The 17,449-nt window shown below is 41.2% G+C and carries 14 protein-coding genes; 6 read left to right on the forward strand and 8 right to left on the reverse strand.

Translation table 11 applies throughout. The features are described from left to right. The first annotated feature begins 428 nt into the window (after positions 1 to 428). From R4Z10_RS19865 to R4Z10_RS19885, 5 genes are all read left to right on the forward strand, one after another. A complete protein-coding gene (locus tag R4Z10_RS19865; protein ID WP_338471002.1) occupies positions 429 to 1,862 on the forward strand; it encodes a cytosine permease in 1,434 nt (477 codons plus the stop codon). Between the two features lie 295 nt (positions 1,863 to 2,157). Then, positions 2,158 to 3,144 carry an acryloyl-CoA reductase gene (locus R4Z10_RS19870; protein WP_338473286.1) on the forward strand — a complete coding sequence of 329 codons (987 nt, stop codon included), beginning with the start codon at positions 2,158 to 2,160 and terminating at the stop codon, positions 3,142 to 3,144. Positions 3,145 to 3,781: 637 nt separating this feature from the next. Next, positions 3,782 to 5,389, forward strand: a complete 1,608-nt coding sequence (locus tag R4Z10_RS19875) for an SWIM zinc finger family protein (RefSeq protein WP_338471003.1) — start codon at positions 3,782 to 3,784, stop codon at positions 5,387 to 5,389. Then, positions 5,382 to 8,189, forward strand: a complete 2,808-nt coding sequence (locus tag R4Z10_RS19880) for a DEAD/DEAH box helicase (RefSeq protein WP_338471004.1) — start codon at positions 5,382 to 5,384, stop codon at positions 8,187 to 8,189. The genes R4Z10_RS19875 and R4Z10_RS19880 overlap by 8 nt, the downstream gene beginning before the upstream one ends. Positions 8,190 to 8,737: 548 nt before the next feature. Next, complete coding sequence (locus tag R4Z10_RS19885; RefSeq protein ID WP_338471005.1) at positions 8,738 to 9,748, forward strand: DUF1646 family protein; 1,011 nt, start codon at positions 8,738 to 8,740, stop codon at positions 9,746 to 9,748. Positions 9,749 to 11,023: 1,275 nt separating this feature from the next. Here the strand turns inward: R4Z10_RS19885 and R4Z10_RS19890 are convergent. Together R4Z10_RS19890 and ssb are read right to left on the reverse strand one after the other, a co-directional pair. Next, positions 11,024 to 11,200 carry a hypothetical protein gene (locus R4Z10_RS19890; RefSeq protein WP_338471006.1) on the reverse strand — a complete coding sequence of 59 codons (177 nt, stop codon included), beginning with the start codon at positions 11,198 to 11,200 and terminating at the stop codon, positions 11,024 to 11,026. A gap of 3 nt (positions 11,201 to 11,203) precedes the next feature. Then, complete coding sequence (gene ssb / locus R4Z10_RS19895) at positions 11,204 to 11,587, reverse strand: single-stranded DNA-binding protein (RefSeq protein ID WP_338471007.1); 384 nt, start codon at positions 11,585 to 11,587, stop codon at positions 11,204 to 11,206. A gap of 254 nt (positions 11,588 to 11,841) precedes the next feature. Here ssb and R4Z10_RS19900 point away from each other — a divergent pair, with 254 nt between their 5' ends. After that, positions 11,842 to 12,273: a YwpF family protein gene (locus R4Z10_RS19900; protein WP_338471008.1), complete on the forward strand. Its 432-nt coding sequence runs from the start codon at positions 11,842 to 11,844 to the stop codon at positions 12,271 to 12,273. 186 nt (positions 12,274 to 12,459) lie between these two features. Here the strand turns inward: R4Z10_RS19900 and R4Z10_RS19905 are convergent, their stop codons facing one another. The 6 genes from R4Z10_RS19905 to R4Z10_RS19930 form a co-directional block, all read right to left on the reverse strand. After that, positions 12,460 to 12,816 carry a hypothetical protein gene (locus R4Z10_RS19905; RefSeq protein WP_338471009.1) on the reverse strand — a complete coding sequence of 119 codons (357 nt, stop codon included), beginning with the start codon at positions 12,814 to 12,816 and terminating at the stop codon, positions 12,460 to 12,462. A gap of 260 nt (positions 12,817 to 13,076) precedes the next feature. After that, positions 13,077 to 13,511 carry a 3-hydroxyacyl-ACP dehydratase FabZ gene (gene fabZ, locus R4Z10_RS19910; protein ID WP_338471010.1) on the reverse strand — a complete coding sequence of 145 codons (435 nt, stop codon included), beginning with the start codon at positions 13,509 to 13,511 and terminating at the stop codon, positions 13,077 to 13,079. Positions 13,512 to 13,680: 169 nt separating this feature from the next. Beyond that, positions 13,681 to 13,935, reverse strand: coding sequence for a DNA-directed RNA polymerase subunit beta (locus tag R4Z10_RS19915; RefSeq protein ID WP_338471011.1), 255 nt, complete (start codon positions 13,933 to 13,935; stop codon positions 13,681 to 13,683). Between the two features lie 15 nt (positions 13,936 to 13,950). Beyond that, positions 13,951 to 14,775: a flagellar hook-basal body protein gene (locus R4Z10_RS19920; protein ID WP_338473287.1), complete on the reverse strand. Its 825-nt coding sequence runs from the start codon at positions 14,773 to 14,775 to the stop codon at positions 13,951 to 13,953. A gap of 116 nt (positions 14,776 to 14,891) precedes the next feature. Beyond that, positions 14,892 to 15,710 (reverse strand): flagellar hook-basal body protein, encoded by an 819-nt coding sequence (locus R4Z10_RS19925; protein WP_338471012.1) that lies wholly within the window; start codon positions 15,708 to 15,710, stop codon positions 14,892 to 14,894. Between the two features lie 477 nt (positions 15,711 to 16,187). Then, on the reverse strand, positions 16,188 to 17,189 hold the full coding sequence (locus tag R4Z10_RS19930; RefSeq protein WP_338471013.1) for a rod shape-determining protein: 1,002 nt from the start codon (positions 17,187 to 17,189) through the stop codon (positions 16,188 to 16,190). Positions 17,190 to 17,449: the final 260 nt, after the last annotated feature.

Raw genomic sequence — 17,449 nt, forward strand, 5'->3', positions numbered from 1 at the left:
ATTTACATTCTTTACAAATGTTTTTTTGCAAAATTAAACGGACCATGAAAAGGGGACTCTTCCCTTTTGCCTCTTCCCTTGACCCTAAAGGATTTTTAACAAGCGAGCAAGTGCATTTTTATGCGGAATAACGCATGACCTTAATGTGTTTAGCTGAAATGAAAAACTTGATTTAAAGGGTTATTAATGCCCATTTTCACTATTACCCCCTTGATTATGTCAACTAACTATGTATATAATATAAAAGCGCAAGGCAACTAATGTCTTCGGAGAAGATAATTTTTCTTTTTCTAACAAAAAAATATGCTCAAAAATACACATTCTGATGTACCCACAACAAGCATTCAATCTTGAACGGGTGTAAATTGAATGTGAAAAATAAACGTAGAAAGGGGACAGGATGTGGAGAGCGACGAAAGGATGATTGCATGAGTGTAGATCAAACTAAAGGTCTCCAAGAAAAAGAACAAGACGATTATTCATTTGATAGGGTTCCGGTTGAAAAACGGAATATGGGTTGGTTTAGTGTAACCAACATCACATTTGGGATTGCCACTGCAATATTCTACTTTCAAACAGGCAGTGTGATGGCCCTTCAGTACGGTGCGATGAACGCGATTATTTCAGCGATTTATGCCATCGTGATTGCTGGAGTGTTAGGAACAGTGATTGCCTATTTATCAGCGAAGTCAGGAATGAACGTAAACCTTATGTCAAGACAAGGGTTTGGGTATATTGGTGCTTCGTTAACTTCATTAATATACGCATCGAATTTTATCATGTATTGCGCCTTTGAGGGAATGATTCTCGTTTCGGCAGTACATGCATTCTTCCCCTCCATTCCGCTATGGATTTTAATCATTGTTTTTGGATCCATTGTTATCCCGCTCAATTGGTTTGGGATTAAACAACTAGATAAATTACAAAAATGGTCCTTACCTATCTTCTTTATGTTTTTAATTGCCATCATTATTGTCGCTGCAAACATGCCGTCTGGATATAACGGAAACTTTTGGAGCTATATGCCAGAAGGTGTACAGATTGGTGGAACAGCTTTACTGCTATGTATTGGAATGCAGCACGGGATTATGGGATTAACCGCTTTAATTGCATCCGATTATGCGCGTTTCCTTAAACCGAAAGATATTAAACTTGGATCAATTATGATCGGATTTATTCCGCAAGTATTTTGTTTTGGTGTGATGGGTCTACTTGGAATTTGGTTTGGTGTCCGGTTAGGTGAATCCAATCCGGGGATTTATATTGTCACGATTCTTGGACTAGGCGGCGTTCTTTTTACGATGTTAACTCAACTTCGTATTAACGTAACAAATATTTATAGTGCTTCCCTATCATTGTCCAACTTTTTTGAGAATGTATTTCGTTTCAAACCCGACCGCCGCTTCTGGGTTGTCGTTTCAGGCGTCGTATCCATCATATTAATGCTTGGTGGTATTTTAGATTATTTAGGCAGTGCGATGACTTTCCAAGGGGTTCTTTTAATGGCATGGGCCGCTATTTTAGTAACAGATGCACTTGTCGTGAAAAAGCTGCTTAAAATTGTTCCGCAAGATTATGAAGCAAGACAAGAGAAGTTATATAAATGGAATCCTGCTGGGGTTGCCCCGCTAATTATCGCAAGTGTTCTTGGAACGATTGCTGCATTAGGATTTATGGGGACGTTCCTGCAAAATACAGCTACCTTCTTTGCAGCTTTATTAGCATCCGTGCTTACGATTGTAGTGGCTGTTTATACAAAAGGAAAATACTACAGTAAAGAGTCTGTGGAAACAAATGTAAAACAGAAATTAGAAAAAGAACGAAAAAGATCAACCATATCAAGAGAATTACCTGTTGATTAATATAGTACTTAAAGAGAGGGTCGCAACCCTCTTTTTTCTTTGGAAAAATGAACCTGTAAAACTTCATTTCCTTGATTGCTTTGAAGCCCATCCCCCTTTGCATTTATTTTGACTCTTTATTATTAAGATGTTAGCTTGTATGTACAAATTGGGTAAGGGATTAAAAGAGTTAAGAGCAAGTAAAACCTCTTTTTGATCAGGAAAAAGATTAGATCAACGTGGCATTTTAGCTCCCCATTTAACCTTTTCATTTGTAGATTTAAACCAGCGATGCAGAAAGGATATGATGGAGAAAATGAATACTTTTCAAGCAATGGTACTGGACAAAATCGGTGATGAGACGAAATTAGAAGTGAAACAATTAACTTTAGAGGATTTGCCAAAAGGAGACGTAACCATTCGTGTCGCTTATTCTAGCGTGAATTTTAAGGATGGTTTAGTGGCCATGCAAGGTCAATTTGTCGAGTCCTATCCTTTAGTTCCAGGTATTGATTTAGCTGGAACGGTTACAGATTCAACCGATGAACGATTTAAGCCTGGTGATGAAGTGATTGTGACAAGCTATCAATTAGGTACCGGACATTTTGGCGGGTTTAGTGAAATGGCACGAGTCCCTTCGGAATGGGTCGTTCCTCTTCCAAAAGGCTTGTCTTTAAAAGAAGCGATGGTCCTTGGAACCGCTGGACTCACCGCAGCTTTATCCGTGCAAAGACTTGAAGATAATGGGCTAGAACCTAGCCAGGGACCGGTATTAGTAGCTGGTGCAACAGGCGGAGTTGGAAGTATAGCCGTTAACATTTTGGCTAAAAGAGGCTATGAAGTTGTAGCGAGTACAGGAAAAGCGAATGAAGAAGCCTTTTTAAAAAAATTAGGGGCTAAACAAGTGATCAATCGGAATGACATCATCGACTCCGATCAAACGCCGATTCGTGAGGAAAAATGGGCAGGCGCGATCGACCCAGTAGGCGGAAAAACGCTCCAGTATATTTTAAGTACTTTGAAATATGACGGTTCTGTGGCTACATGTGGTTTAACGGGTGGAATTGAAGTCTCTACAACCGTTCTCCCTTACATTTCAAGGGGCATTAATTGGCTTGGGATTGACTCGGTTGAATTTCCAATGACAAAGCGTTTACAAGTTTGGAATCGTCTCGCCGATGATTTGAAACCAACATCGTTAAATGACGAATTAGTGAATGAAATTTCATTGAAGGAGCTTCCAAGTGTACTAGCTAATATTTTAGAAGGAAAAGTACGTGGAAGAACGCTTGTTAAACTGTAAAAAGGTCGTTTACATTCCGGTATGAAGGTCTTTTTCTAGTTAACAGTTTAGATTTTTGGTCTTCATCGACGGTATGAAAAACCTTTTTCTGGTTTACGATTAGGCTTTTTGGTCTTCATCGACGGTATGAAGACCTTTTACTAGTTAACGGTTTAGATTTTTGGTCTTCATCGACGGTATGAAAACCTTTTTCTGGTTTACGATTAGGCTTTTTGGTCTTCATCGACGGTATGAAGACCTTTTTCTCGTTAACACTTACGTATTTTGGTCTTCATCGACGGTATGAAAACTTTTTTCTGGTTTACGATTAGGCTTTTTGGTCTTCATCATCGGTATGAAGACCTTTTTCTCGTTAACGATTTAGATTTTTGGTCTTCATCATTGGTATGAAGACCTTTTTCTGGTTTACGATTAGGCTTTTTGGTCTTCATCGACGGTATGAAGACCTTTTTCTGGTTTACGATTAAGGCTTTTGGTCTTCATCGACGGTATGAAGATCTTTTTTTCCATTCTCCTTCCACCCTAAACAATTCCGTGTTTCAAAAGTAACCCAGAACCGTTTCCTCATTTCCCCTGTTTGCACCTTCCCAAAGGAATTGTATAATAAAAGAATATGGATTTTTAAGGAGGTGGTGTTGTGGAGTTGATTCCGGAGCGTTTAGTTGAGCCGTTGCAGTGGTTTTCGAATGATTGGAAAGAGCGGTTAAAGCCTGAGCTTGCAGATGATGCGGCAGTCGTGCAAAAGGGACTAATCTTGTACCGGCAAGGCTCAGTCATTCAATTGAAATTGGAGAAAGATGAAATCGTAACTGGGATCGTTCAGGATGTGACGCCAGCGAAAATTAAGTTGGACCTCAACATTCCTTATTTAAGCGAATGCTCATGTCCTGGAGATGGAATTTGCCGTCATCAAATGGCTGCCTTTTTTCATCTGCTTTCCCGCGGCAATTCCGTTTCGGCTTGGGTGGAAGCATGGCGCCAGCCGCTTCGTGAACAAAAGCAAGCCCAGACACTCCATATTGGGCGGGCGAAGGATTTATTAAAAGGCAAAGGCCCAGCAGAGCCTAATTATGAAAATTGGACCCACTCTTTTCGTGAAAGCTTTGATCTGCTTATGAACGGAAATGGCGATCCAAAGCCGTATCTCATCAATGAACTCTATTCTGTTTATGAACGGCGAGTCGTTGCCGCTGCTCCTCTCGAGATGGAATGGAGAAATTTATATATGCTTGTGGCGAGAGTCGTTTCATTTCAAAAGCTGTTACGCCTAAGTACGGAATTAGAACATGATGAAACAATAATCAACCATCATTACCGCCATCTTTTTCAAAATATACTTGATGATACTGAACAATTAACTTATAAATTATCCGTCCAGTCCCGTCCATTTGCTTTTGATCAATTTATTGAAAAATTAAAGGATGAGACTGCTCAGCTTCTTACGGAAGAGGCCAGCGTGGATTTTGAACGAATTCATTTATTCCGTCGCTTATGGACCGATTTATTTAAAAACCGAACATGGCGTGAGGAAATGGCAGCCCAGCTCACTCAACACGCTTCCCTTCAATTATCGGTTAAGGTCGGATTGATTCATTTAAACATCCTCCTCGGAAATGATGAGGAGGTCAAGGAAGAGATCCTTGCCTGTGATGCTAACATCACACCTTATTTTTTCTATTGGTTTGATCTGTTTAACGCGAAACAGATGGAGTTTTATATTCATCATTTTATTGGGTTAATGAAGGATTATTTAAGCGCACATGGAACCTATTTCGGCTCACGGCAATTTATGCATATGGCCTTACGAGCCATTGGGCCGTATTGTACAGAACACAATCGTCCAGATTTACTAGAACGTGCCTATATTCATACCCTTCCCTATAGCTTTTACGATTACCAAGACTTTCTTTTTGAAAAAAAAGAGTATCAGAAATGGATGGAATTACAGACATATAACGGGTTTACTTTTGAGTCCTTGTCAAAGGATACGTTGAAAACACTGCAAACAGAGGCACCTGAGATTCTCCTTCCTCTTTATCACCAAGGAATTCAAGCCGATCTTGATGGGAAAAATCGGGCGTCTTACCGCCAAGCTGTACGGAAGTTAAAGAAGCTTCGCACGCTTTATAAAAAAGTGAAGCGTCTTGATGAATGGGAGCAGTACTTTGACCTGCTTTTATTCCGAACGAAACGGATGCGTGCCTTCCAAGAAGAATGTAAAAGGGGAAAACTGATTGATGCTTAAAACACGATATATCCGAATTAACGTAACTGATTTGGGAGAAGACCGGTTTTTTATAAGTGCAATTAATGAAAAGGAACGAACTCATCCCCCATCGACTTGGCAGTATTTACTGTTTAATTATCATCGAGAAACTTTTTACGGCACGATGGTTGAAACAATGACCGTGGATGGGGTCGAAGGAATTGTCTTGAACGGCTGGCAGCTAGCAACCCTTTTTGCCCATGATCAGTTCAACCGTATGATTGACTGGGATTGGGATGAGACGGCCGAAATTTGCCTCGCCTCAGCTCATACGATTCATGATGCCATCCTTGAAAAAGAATGGATGCCTGACTTTTCCGCTTGGGAACAAGATCAATTTCGTTGGAGTCTGCCTGATCGTGTTATCGATGAATTCACCGCCGAGTTTTGGGAAAGGGAAGAAGTTCTTTCGTTCGTGAAAAACTGGTTCAACCAGGCTTTGAACGATTATTTGAATCAAAATGAAAAGTTAAAAGTGACATTTGGTGAAAAAATCACGACTTTACGCGAAGGAACCCTCTCTCCCCATCAGTTGGCAGCTTTCTTTGATGAAGAAAGTTTTCGCGTTTGGATGGGGATTACGGATGACCCTCTCCCATTTACACTCGGATTGAAACTTGAGGAACCAGCGGATATTAGTGACTTTTGGTCGTTGGAAGTGTTTCTGCGTGACAAAAAGAACCCTTCTCTTGTCGTTGATTATGGAAATGAAAGTGGCTATGTAAAGTCTTGGCTTCCTCATCTGGAAGGAATTCCTCACGAAGAGCAGCGCTGGATTCGTCTTTTCCCGTGGCTCCAAGGGGACAAAGGACTAACAGATAAATTAACGGAAGAAGAAGCATGGATTTTCCTAACCGAGGCCAGTGAAACACTGCTTGCCTTAGGGGTTGATATCCTCCTCCCTTCCTGGTGGCAAGCAATGAAATCGGCCAACCTAAAGGTGAAGGCGAAGGTAAAAGGAACGACCGCCAGTCACCGTCAATCGTTTGTCGGCTTACAGGCTGTGCTTGATTATGACTGGCGTTTTTCCATGAATGGTGTGGACTTGTCAGAAGATGAATTCAACAGTCTCGTCGAAGAAAAACGAAAACTCGTTTACATTCGCGGCCGCTGGATTAAACTGGACCCAAGTTTTATCCATCAAATTCAAGAACTAATGAAGCGAGCGGAAAAAGAAGGTATTCATGTCCGTGATATTATCGAACAGGAACTTCTTGGTGATGAAAATGGCGAAGTCGAAGATCTTGATGACCCGCTTGCAATGGGAAAAATTCAAATTGAATTAAACCGAAATTGGCGGCAAATGGTCAAAGGCTTACGGGATTTCAATAAGTTGCCGCTAGAAGAGGTGCCAGACTCTTTGCAGGGTGAATTGCGGCCATATCAACAGCTTGGGATGAGCTGGCTGTTGTTCCTGCGCCGCTACGGCTTTGGTGCAACGTTAGCCGATGATATGGGACTTGGAAAAACGATTCAACTCATCTCCTATCTTTTAAAAGTAAAAGAAGCAGAAGATGCCGGTCCTGCTCTGATCATTTGCCCGACATCGGTTCTCGGAAACTGGCAAAAAGAGTTAGAGAAATTTGCCCCTAGCTTATCGGTTTACCTTCATTATGGATCAAACCGGTTGAAGGCCGAGGAATTTACAAAAGCTGCTACAGAGGCAGAAGTGGTCCTGACTTCCTATGGTTTGTGCCATCTAGACTTTGCTGAATTTGAGTCACTGACTTGGAGTTCCATTGCGATCGATGAAGCACAAAATATTAAAAATGCCGGCACGAAACAGTCTCGAGCGGTCAGAAAGTTAACAGGACGGCACCATATCGCCTTGACTGGAACCCCGATGGAAAACCGGCTATCCGAGTTATGGTCGATCTTTGATTTCACAAACCATGGCTATCTCGGCAGTCTCGGCCAATTCCAGAAGCGGTTTGTAGTTCCGATTGAAAAAGATAATGAAAAGCCCAAAATTAGCCAGCTGCAATCATTGATTCGGCCGTTCCTCTTACGGAGAACGAAAAAGGACGAAGATGTTGCCTTGAACTTGCCGGATAAATTGGAGCAAAAAGAATATTGTCCATTAACCGCTGAACAGGCTTCGTTGTATGAACAATTGGTGAAAGACACGTTAGCTGATATCGAAAGGTTCACTGGCTTTGAGCGCAAAGGCCTTATTTTACAAATGTTAAGCCGCTTGAAGCAATTATGTAACCATCCAGCTTTGTATTTAAAAGAAGAACGGCCAACAAACTTAGTGGAGCGTTCAGCAAAGCTTGAGAAGTTACAGGAAATTATTGGTACAGTAATCGACCAAGAGGAAAGCTGCTTAATTTTCACGCAATATATTGAAATGGGCCATATGATTCAAAAAGTGTTGAAAGATGAATTTAATGTAGAGGTTCCATTTTTAAATGGAAGTGTACCAAAGCAGCAACGGGACAGAATGATCACCCGCTTCCAAAACCGAGAATTTCCGGTGTTCTTGCTGTCGCTGAAAGCTGGTGGCACGGGCTTAAACTTAACGGCAGCCAATCATGTCATCCACTATGACCGTTGGTGGAACCCGGCTGTTGAAAATCAAGCGACCGACCGCGCCTACCGTATTGGCCAGGAACGGTTTGTTCACGTTCATAAATTCATTTGCACAGGCACACTTGAGGAAAAAATTGATTTAATGCTAGATAAAAAGCAGGCATTGAACGATGAAATCATTCAAAGTGATAACTGGATTACCGAGCTTTCCACGGATGAGCTTCGGGACTTGATCCATTTAGGGTGATCCTCAGGAAGGGGATCTCTCTTATCCTTTACATTGAAGCAGCTACCTTTATGAAGGGGCTGCTCTTTTATTTGGCCTACCTTGTTGAACAAAAACTAATCCGCCTACGGCAACATCTGTGTGACCAGCATGCTGCAGACCTTGAGCTACCATTGGTGAAGATGAATGAACCCCCTCCTAATTGAATTTTCACCATATTACCTATTTAAATAGTGTAATATCTTTGAAAAACTAGATTTTTCAAGATTATCGAACTAACTTTCCTTCATTAATGTTATAATAGATAAAAGTTTTTTTACTTCATTCAACAAATGTTTTTTGTACCGAAAGCTTGCGACAGGTACAGAAGCCACTTCTAAATTTAAGAAATAAATGCAGCCGAATTTTCTGATTTAGTGTGGTTTCAACCCCTGGCTGAATGAAGTTATGCCTCCGGCGGATGCCTCGGATTTTTTAAATGTTTTTTATCGAACAAGCACAGGTGTTAATCCGGGCGCATATTCGACGAGACGAATTTTGATAAAGTTCATAGAAAGGAATTTGGTCACATGATTGGATTATTTATTATCTTAATTTTAGTACTATTTTTACCTTTTACCGTAAAAAAAGTCGAACACAACTTAGAAGTCTTCCTTTTTATTATGGGCATTGCGGCGGCTATTGTGAGCGGCATGATGAACATGGATTTAATAGAAAAGGCCTTGATTGATCCGATTCAAATCACATTAGCGGTTCTCATCGCAGGTTTAATTACAAAGTGGGCGCAAGTACCATTGGAAAAAGCAATCTTAGCGACCAGTAAGGCTCTAACCCCTCGAATCTTCCTCGGGTTAATGGTCATCGTGTTAGGGTTGGCTTCAAGCATTATTACGGCCATTATTGCCGCCATTATTCTTGTTATCATTGTGAATGTATTGCCGCTTGAACGCCAATCTGAAATTCGTATTACGATCTTAGCTTGTTTTTCGATTGGTTTAGGTGCTGCGTTAACACCGATTGGTGAGCCACTTTCAACCATTGTAGTTAGTAAAATGGGAGAGGACTTCGGGTATTTAATGGGACTGATTGGTCCTGAAGTCATTCCAACCGTCATTGTATTAGGAATTATTTCTATATTTTTTGTTAAGACAAACCCAAGTTCAGATACATTAACGGCCGAAAATCCTGCTGAGTCTTATAAAGAAATTATCATTCGCGCCGCGAAAATTTATCTATTTGTAATGGGGTTAACATTCTTAGGACACGGTTTCGAACCACTGATTGAGACATACATCCTTGGCTTAAGCCCAGCCCTATTGTATTGGATTAATATGATTTCGGCTGTTCTTGATAACGCAACCCTTGCTGCTGCAGAGGTTAGCCCGGCTATGGATGGCGAAACGATTCGCGCGATTCTTCTTGGTCTCTTGATTGCAGGCGGGATGTTGATTCCAGGAAACATTCCTAACATTATCGCTGCAGGCAAATTAAATATCACAAGTAAAGAATGGGCCGTCTTCGGTCTGCCAGTTGGAATCATTATTATGGCATTATTCTTTGTGATTTTGTTCGTATTTTAATTTCTTGGATCCGTCTACCTAGTAGGCGGATTTTTTTGGGTTTGGGTTAAGGGGAGAACCGAGTCCGGTCCGTATCTATGCCTTATTCGGACTCTACGATCACTTTCCTACCTAATCCTGTCCGTATCCACTCCTTATTCGGACTACTTGCTCATTTTTCTGCCTATTCCTGTCCGTATCTATGCCTTTTTCGGACTACTTGATCACTTTCTTGCCTAGTCCTGTCCGTATATACGTCTTATTCGGACTCCACACTCAATTTCTTACCTATTCCTGTCCGTATCCTAGCCTTATTCGGACTACTTGCTCAATTTCCTAACTATTCCTGTCCGTATCTATGTCTTATTCGGACTACTTGCTCACTTTCCTAACTATTCCTGTCCGTATCTATGCCTTTTTCGGACTACTTGATCACTTTCCTAACTATCCCTGTCCGTATCTATGCCTTTTTCGGACTACTTGATCACTTTCCTAACTATCCCTGTCCGTATCTATGCCTTATTCGGACTACTTGCTCAATTTTCTACCTATTCTTGTCCGTATCCACCTCTTATTCGGACTACTTGATCACTTTCCTAACTATTCCTGTCCGTATCTATGTCTTATTCGGAATCCACGATCAATTTCCTAACTATTCCTGTCCGTATCTATGCCTTATTCGGACTACTTGCTTAATTTTCTACCTATTCTTGTCCGTATCCACGTCTTATTCGGACTCTATGATCAACTTTCTTCCTAGTCCTGTCCGTATCCACGTCTTATTCGGACTCTATGATCAACTTTCTTCCTAGTCCTGTCCGTATCCACCCCTTATTCGGACTCCACGCTCACCTTCCTACCTAGTCCTGTCCGTATCCACCCCTTATTCGGACTCCACGCTCACCTTCCTACCTAGTCCTGTCCGTATCCACCCCTTATTCGGACTCCTTGCTCAATTTTCTTCCTATTCCTGTCCGTATCCAAGCCTTATTCGGACTCCAAGATCCATTTCCTGCCTAGTCCTGTCCGAATCCACGCCTTATTCGGACCCCAAACTCAAATGCTACCTATTCCCGTCCGAACCTGCGTCTTCTTCAGACTCTACGTCTACTTTTCTTCGATTAAGTCCATACACTTTTAAACAAAAAAACCGCCTGCGGTAACAGCAGGCGCTAAGGTGAGGGAGTTTTGCGAGGGAGTCATTGATTCTATCTAAGAAGGATTGGTTGTAAGGGCTTACATTTATATAAATAATAACGGGGTACACATTTTTCAATAAAACTTTTTTTGAGACGATTATTTTAAAACAAGGTGTTGGTTGTCTTGTTGTGGCAGTTGCTGAAGAGCTTGTTCTACTAAGTTAAGTCTGTGATTGAGAAAATCAGTTTTGGCGTTGAGCGAACCTTGCATGCGGATGAGGCTTTCTAGTAGAAGTTCCATTCGTTCGATTTCATTTTTTGGGATCGTTGACATGGCTTATCCCTCCTTCCCAACGGCTACTTGGATTGGTTCCATTTGGAGATCTGCAGGTTCACTTTGCCGTCGGCTATCAAGGAATTTGATGGTTTCCGCTACGACTTCTGTTACATACACACGTTTTCCCTCTTTATTTTCATAATTTCGGGTTTGAATCCTGCCGGTAATTCCCACCAATGAGCCTTTCCGGCAATATTGGGCCGTGTTCTCGGCTATTTTTTTCCATAACGTACATTGCACAAAATCGGCGTTGATTTCTCCTTGTTGATTGCGAAATTGCCGATTCACTGCGACGGTTACACTCGTTACAGATGTCCCTTCTTGCGTAATTCGCAATTCCGGGACTTTTGTCAGCCTTCCCACTAATATCACTTGATTCATCATACTCTCTTCCCACCTCTCTCTTATTGGCCCCATCATACCTCAATCAACTTGCCAATGTAAAATCACCAAAAATTATTTTCTCCGCTCCTTTTTCATTAATAATGAGTTTATTCATTCGTTTTAATATAATATATTATGAGAGTTCACACACATTTCCTAATTATCGGCAAAATAACAAAAAATATTTTTCTGAATTTTTACATAAATTCTTCTTCCCTTTATGATATAATTTTTACAAAATGGAGGTGGAGTGGATGAAGACCTTTAAGTTAATCTCGTTGCATGTTGTAGAGGACGATGGATTAAAGGATATTCATCTGTTAGAGGGCCTTGTAATTAACAAGGAAAATGACACGCGCACTTGGTTACTAGAAGCTTATGTATCAACCGACTACCTCGAATATTTTAGCAATTTATTGAAAAGGAGCGATCAAACGACCCTCCGGATTATCATTTCACGTCGGGAAAATGACCCTGCTTTTTTCTTCAGTCGATCTCTTAAAATTAATAAGCTCAGCGATGATAAAATGAGCTTGCTGTTTTCCGGCTCTGTGAAAAACTCAAATACATACGCAGAGCTGTTATTAAGGCATTTGATTGAAAAAGGATTGACAGGTGAGAAGCTGCTTCAAGAGTTCAGAGTAAAGATGATCACGAAGCCAACAATTACACCCGTTCAAAAATGATGAACTAAATAAGACTTGGGCGTATTTGGGGTGGACCTTATCCTTATGAGCTCGCTCAAAGAATTCCTTTTTATAAATCGTGGCATTAACATTATTAAGTCCGAGTTTGAATTCCGCCAACTTGTCGGATATTTTCCTGATAAAAGTTAAAGCTGTCAGATTCATATGTCTGACAGCTTTTTTTCTTTATTTATCCTTGTTGTTTTCATCATTCATGTCACGTTGGTCTTCAACGACTTCTTCTCTTTCCGTGTTGTGATCAGTCGACGGATCACCATCATTGTTAGTATTAATGTCATTATTATCATTATCTCCAATGTCGGCGTTGTCATTGCGGTTTGTGTCATTGTTATTGTCATCGTTTAGGTTGTTTTCAACGGCATCATTTTCACCATTGTTTCCATTGTTATTGTTGCCACCGTTGTCATCCATTTGATTACCGTTATTGTTTTCTGGTGGTGGATCTTGATCATCCCCGCAAGCACCTAATAACATGACTGATAACAATGAGCTACCAACTAAAGTTAATAATTTACGATTCATGGGAAAACCCCTTCCATTGTTAATCTAGACCCCATTCGGTCGTTAATAGGTTACCCAGAATTGAAAATCAAATTCGCCTCGTCGGAATTGTGTCTATTTTTTTTATTAAAGCTTGCTGATTAAAATCCTGTTAAACAGTGCATAGATCGCTGAGGCTAAACTTAATTGGAACGATTTGAATCCTAAGCCTCAATTAAATATTTAGTACCCAAAACAAAAAAAGAGTCCAGCCATTTCGCACTGAACTCGAATTTTACCTTTTATTCTTTTTTATCGCTAAGCGCAAACATAATTTCGGTTTCACAGACTAATTCACCGTCAACCGTTGCAATTGCTTTCCCTTTTCCAAACGTGCTGCGCAGGCGAACCATTTCTACTTCCAAGCGTAATACATCTCCAGGAACGACTTGGCGTTTAAAACGGCAATTATCAATTCCTGCAAAAAAAGCAAGACGGCCACGATTTTCTTCTTTCATTAACATCGCTACAGCACCGACTTGGGCAAGGGCTTCAACAATTAACACCCCCGGCATAACTGGATATTCAGGAAAATGGCCGTTAAAAAATTCTTCATTTGCAGAAACATTTTTAATGCCGACCGCCTTTTTCCCTTCCTCAACTTCCAAAATTCGATCAACCAACAAAAACGGATAACGATGTGGAATAATTTCCTTAATCTGCGTAATATCTAACATATGTATAACCTCCTAATTTTATCTGAAACAGGGGGACAGTTCTCGTGTTTCATGCATTCATCAGTGGGGATGAAAGAAAACCCCCACTGATGGAAGTTTCACTTTATTGTACACGAGATCCTATGTTTATGACAAAGCATGCGGTTTGAAACACGAGAACCATGCCCCTTTATTTTTTCTCAACCAAGTCGAGCAAATGAGTCCATGTTGAGCGGTTAAAAACGTCGAGCGCATTTCCATCTCCAAGTACCCCATACCCTACTGCGGCTCCTGCCATTATACTGAATAGAATGAGTACGAAAACAATCAGAACTCGAAGCCAGATTGGAATAAGACGCAATCTGATTTTATCCTGTTTTTCCGGTTGTTGTTCTTCTTCTTTTTGAAGTCTTAAAGCCTCGCGACTATTTTCATTCATTGCCATTGATCTTTTCCCCTTTTAGCGAATTCCATTGATGAGTCCCATCATTTGATCAGCCATGTTAATGGAACGTGCCTGAAATTGATAAAGGCGCTGGGCCCCGATTAAATCGGTCATTTCTTTTGCTGCATCCACATTTGATTTCTCCAATGCCCCTTGCTTCAGTGAGACTTGATCATCGGTTAAATCAGTTACGATCTCCTCGATTCCTACGTTTAATTCTCCCATGTTCGTTGGAACTCCCAATAAGTTATTTCCCTTTAGCTCTAAAAATTGTGGTTTCTCTACTTGGCTGACGCCTAATTGGAAGACTTGCTGATCGTCATTTTCCAAGTGTACGTTGATCGTGCCGCTTTCGTCAACCCTGTATTCTTTAGCTTGTCCATTTATGACAATTAGCTCATTATTTTCGTCTAAAATAGGATGCCCGCTGCTTGTGACCATCATGACTTCATTTTCAGAAGTAGTGGTTAAGTAAAAAGCACCATCTCTTGTGTATTGAATCTCACGACCTGCCTCATGTTGCACAGAAACTCGAAAGAACTGCCCCTCTTTTGTCAAAGCAAGATCAAGCGCCCGACCTGTATTTTCAAGGCTCCCTTGCGTCATGACCACTTGAGCTTGCGCTACCTTAGCACCTACCCCTTGACGGACTCCATTCGGTGATAATCTTCCAACTTCCCGGGCCGCCTCTGATCCAGTTTCAAATTGCTGAAAAAGCAAATCCGTAAACGTCGTCGTTCGCGCTTTATATCCGTTCGTCCTCACATTCGCGACATTATGACCAATCACATCCATCTGCTTCTGCAATTGACTTAACGTATTCGGTGCCGTAATCATCATTCTATTCAACTTTCTTCCCTCCCTAGACGGGTGAAACATGGGGACGGTTCTCCTGTTTCATTACGAGTATGGAATCCCCTGTTTTTTATAATGGAAAAACTGCCCCTACTCTATGCTTAACCGATTTTTCCAACTTCATTGACCGTTTTTTGTAAGCTGATGTCATAGGCTTGTAAAACTTTCTGGTTTGCCTCGAATGTACGATAAGCCGTCAACATCTCGGTCATCGTTTGAGCTGTGTCAACATTAGACTGTTCCAAAAATCCTTGCTGTATTTTAAAATTTACTCCGTCCACATTATCAGCATCCACAAGCACAGAATTTGAACGGAACAGCCCATCCCCTTCTTTTGCCATCGTAAGCGGCTGATCACTATAGGCAATGCCGAGTCTGGCGGCCTCCACTCCATCGACAAGAATTCGGCCTTCTTCGTTTACCGTAAAATGGTCATTTTCTAGCACTATCCGATTCCCTAATCGGTCCAATACATATCCACCACTAGCTGTCGTTAAATACCCTGTACCATCTAGTGCAAAATTTCCATTCCTCGTATAGCGTGGTTCTCCACCTGGCCCTTCAATTGTAAAAAAGACCGCTCCTTTTATGTCGGTTTCAGGATTTATCGGAAGACTCACATCCAATAACGCCATGTCTGTCTTCAAGCTCGTCTCTTTTAAATCGCATTGAAGGAAATTCGGCATCGCTTCTTGCATATAGACGCCTGTATTCAGGGAACCAATCGTCCGTGATGTTGCTGGTGTGAGGCCGTCCTGTTGCTCCATTCTGTTTAACAGCATTTCCGGAAAAGCCCGGAACGCCGACTGATCCGCTTTAAAGCCAGGCGTATTTGCATTTGCCATATTATTGGCCAACATTTCCGTTTTCCGTTGCTGAGTTAACATTCCAGATGCCGCCGCATAAAAACCACGTAACATATTTACACCTCATTTATTCGTCCAAATCTTCTACTCTCTATTATAGGAAAAAAAGGTGTAAGAATCAGTATTTTTTTGAAAATAATGGAGAATTTTGTGTGGAGAATGGGTGGTTTATGTTCAAATTTTTGTCTGGGTGAGGGGATTGCACTGGAACCTCGGGGGATGGCACCAGTTTGCATGTTAATTGCACCAGATTTGACCGTAATTGCACCAAATCCTCGGTTAATTGCACATACTCCCTTTTTCTGGAAAAGCCCACTGAAAGGGCATAGTAATCCTTTTTTACCCAAACGAAGGAATTGCACCGGAACCTCGGAGGATTGCACCAGTTTGCATGCTAATTGCACCAAATTTGACCGTAATTGCACCAAATCCCCGGTTAATTGCACATACCCCCTTTTTCTGAAAAAACCCCACATTAAAAAAGCCTATCGAAAGGGCATGGACACCTCTTCCGATAGGCTTGGAATAGACTTATACGATTTTTCTTCTTGTGAGTCTGTCAATATTATCGAGCATGAGACCTGTTCCGATCGCCACACAATCCATTGGGTTTTCAGCTACTAAAACAGGTACCTTTAGTTCTTCAGCGAGAAGCATGTCGATTCCGTGCAATAAGGCGCCACCACCGGTTAAAATCACGCCACGGTCAATAATGTCCGCAGAAAGTTCGGGTGGAGTTCGTTCCAGTACGCTTTTTGCCGCTTGTACGATGACAGCGACCGATTCACGAAGAGCATTAGCAATTTCATCCGAGTTAATGGTAATCGTCCGTGGAAGTCCAGTTACCATATCACGACCTCTAATTTCCATCTCTTCTTTTTTCAATTGCGGCTCAACCGTACCAATGGTAATTTTAATATTTTCAGCCGTTCTCTCTCCGATTAAAAGCTTGTATTCCTTTTTAATATAATTGAGAATTTCTGAGTCAAACTTGTCACCGGCCATTTTAATTGAAGCTGAGGTAACGATGTCCCCCATCGATAGAACGGCCACATCGGTTGTTCCACCACCAATGTCGACGACCATATTTCCGCTTGGTTGGAAAATATCCATTCCTGCTCCAATCGCAGCTACCTTTGGTTCTTCTTCTAAAAAGATTTTTTTGCCGCCGCTTTTTTCAGCCGCTTCTTTAATCGCCTTTTGCTCAACGCTTGTAATATTCGTTGGACAGCAGATCAAAATTCGTGGCTTCGATAAAAAGCCCTTTACATTTAGTTTATTAATGAAATACTTTAACATCGCTTCCGTTATATCAAAATCAGCGATGACTCCATCCTTTAATGGGCGGATCGCTACGATATTTCCTGGCGTTCTTCCCACCATGCGGCGAGCCTCTTCCCCAACCGCTAACACTCGATTGGAGTTTTTATCAATCGCCACAACGGAAGGCTCATTTAATACAATTCCACGGCCTTTTACATGTATTAAGACGTTTGCCGTTCCTAAGTCTATACCTATATCCCTTGCGAACATACTCTGTTTTTCCTCCTTGGCCGGATGCTTCTATCGTTATGACCATTCATGTCCGTTATCTATTCAATAGCTTTTTCCAACGATTCTTGCACCGGTTTCCAAAATTGTTTAGGATTCCCTGATGCTTTTGTTATTTATTTTGTACCGTTTACCTTCAATTGATGAACCATTCAATTTTTTCTTCACTCAATTGATAATTTTATCATATTTGTTGGACAGGGGGTATCATTTATAAAGAATTCTGTTGGATTTTGTCAAAA

It is taken from the genome of Niallia sp. XMNu-256 (assembly GCF_036670015.1).
GTDB lineage: Bacteria > Bacillota > Bacilli > Bacillales > Cytobacillaceae > Bacillus_BD.

Excerpts from the sequence above, each read along its gene's own strand:
- R4Z10_RS19865 (WP_338471002.1), top strand. The coding sequence starts at position 429 with ATGAGTGTAGATCAAACTAAAGGTCTCCAAGAAAAAGAACAAGACGAT.
- ssb (WP_338471007.1), bottom strand. The coding sequence starts at position 11,587 with ATGATGAATCAAGTGATATTAGTGGGAAGGCTGACAAAAGTCCCGGAA.
- R4Z10_RS19900 (WP_338471008.1), top strand. The coding sequence starts at position 11,842 with ATGAAGACCTTTAAGTTAATCTCGTTGCATGTTGTAGAGGACGATGGA.
- R4Z10_RS19915 (WP_338471011.1), bottom strand. The coding sequence starts at position 13,935 with ATGGCAATGAATGAAAATAGTCGCGAGGCTTTAAGACTTCAAAAAGAA.
- fabZ (WP_338471010.1), bottom strand. The coding sequence starts at position 13,511 with ATGTTAGATATTACGCAGATTAAGGAAATTATTCCACATCGTTATCCG.
- R4Z10_RS19890 (WP_338471006.1), bottom strand. The coding sequence starts at position 11,200 with ATGTCAACGATCCCAAAAAATGAAATCGAACGAATGGAACTTCTACTA.
- R4Z10_RS19870 (WP_338473286.1), top strand. The coding sequence starts at position 2,158 with ATGAATACTTTTCAAGCAATGGTACTGGACAAAATCGGTGATGAGACG.
- R4Z10_RS19885 (WP_338471005.1), top strand. The coding sequence starts at position 8,738 with ATGATTGGATTATTTATTATCTTAATTTTAGTACTATTTTTACCTTTT.
- R4Z10_RS19880 (WP_338471004.1), top strand. The coding sequence starts at position 5,382 with ATGCTTAAAACACGATATATCCGAATTAACGTAACTGATTTGGGAGAA.
- R4Z10_RS19925 (WP_338471012.1), bottom strand. The coding sequence starts at position 15,710 with ATGTTACGTGGTTTTTATGCGGCGGCATCTGGAATGTTAACTCAGCAA.
- R4Z10_RS19920 (WP_338473287.1), bottom strand. The coding sequence starts at position 14,775 with ATGATGATTACGGCACCGAATACGTTAAGTCAATTGCAGAAGCAGATG.
- R4Z10_RS19905 (WP_338471009.1), bottom strand. The coding sequence starts at position 12,816 with ATGAATCGTAAATTATTAACTTTAGTTGGTAGCTCATTGTTATCAGTC.
- R4Z10_RS19930 (WP_338471013.1), bottom strand. The coding sequence starts at position 17,189 with ATGTTCGCAAGGGATATAGGTATAGACTTAGGAACGGCAAACGTCTTA.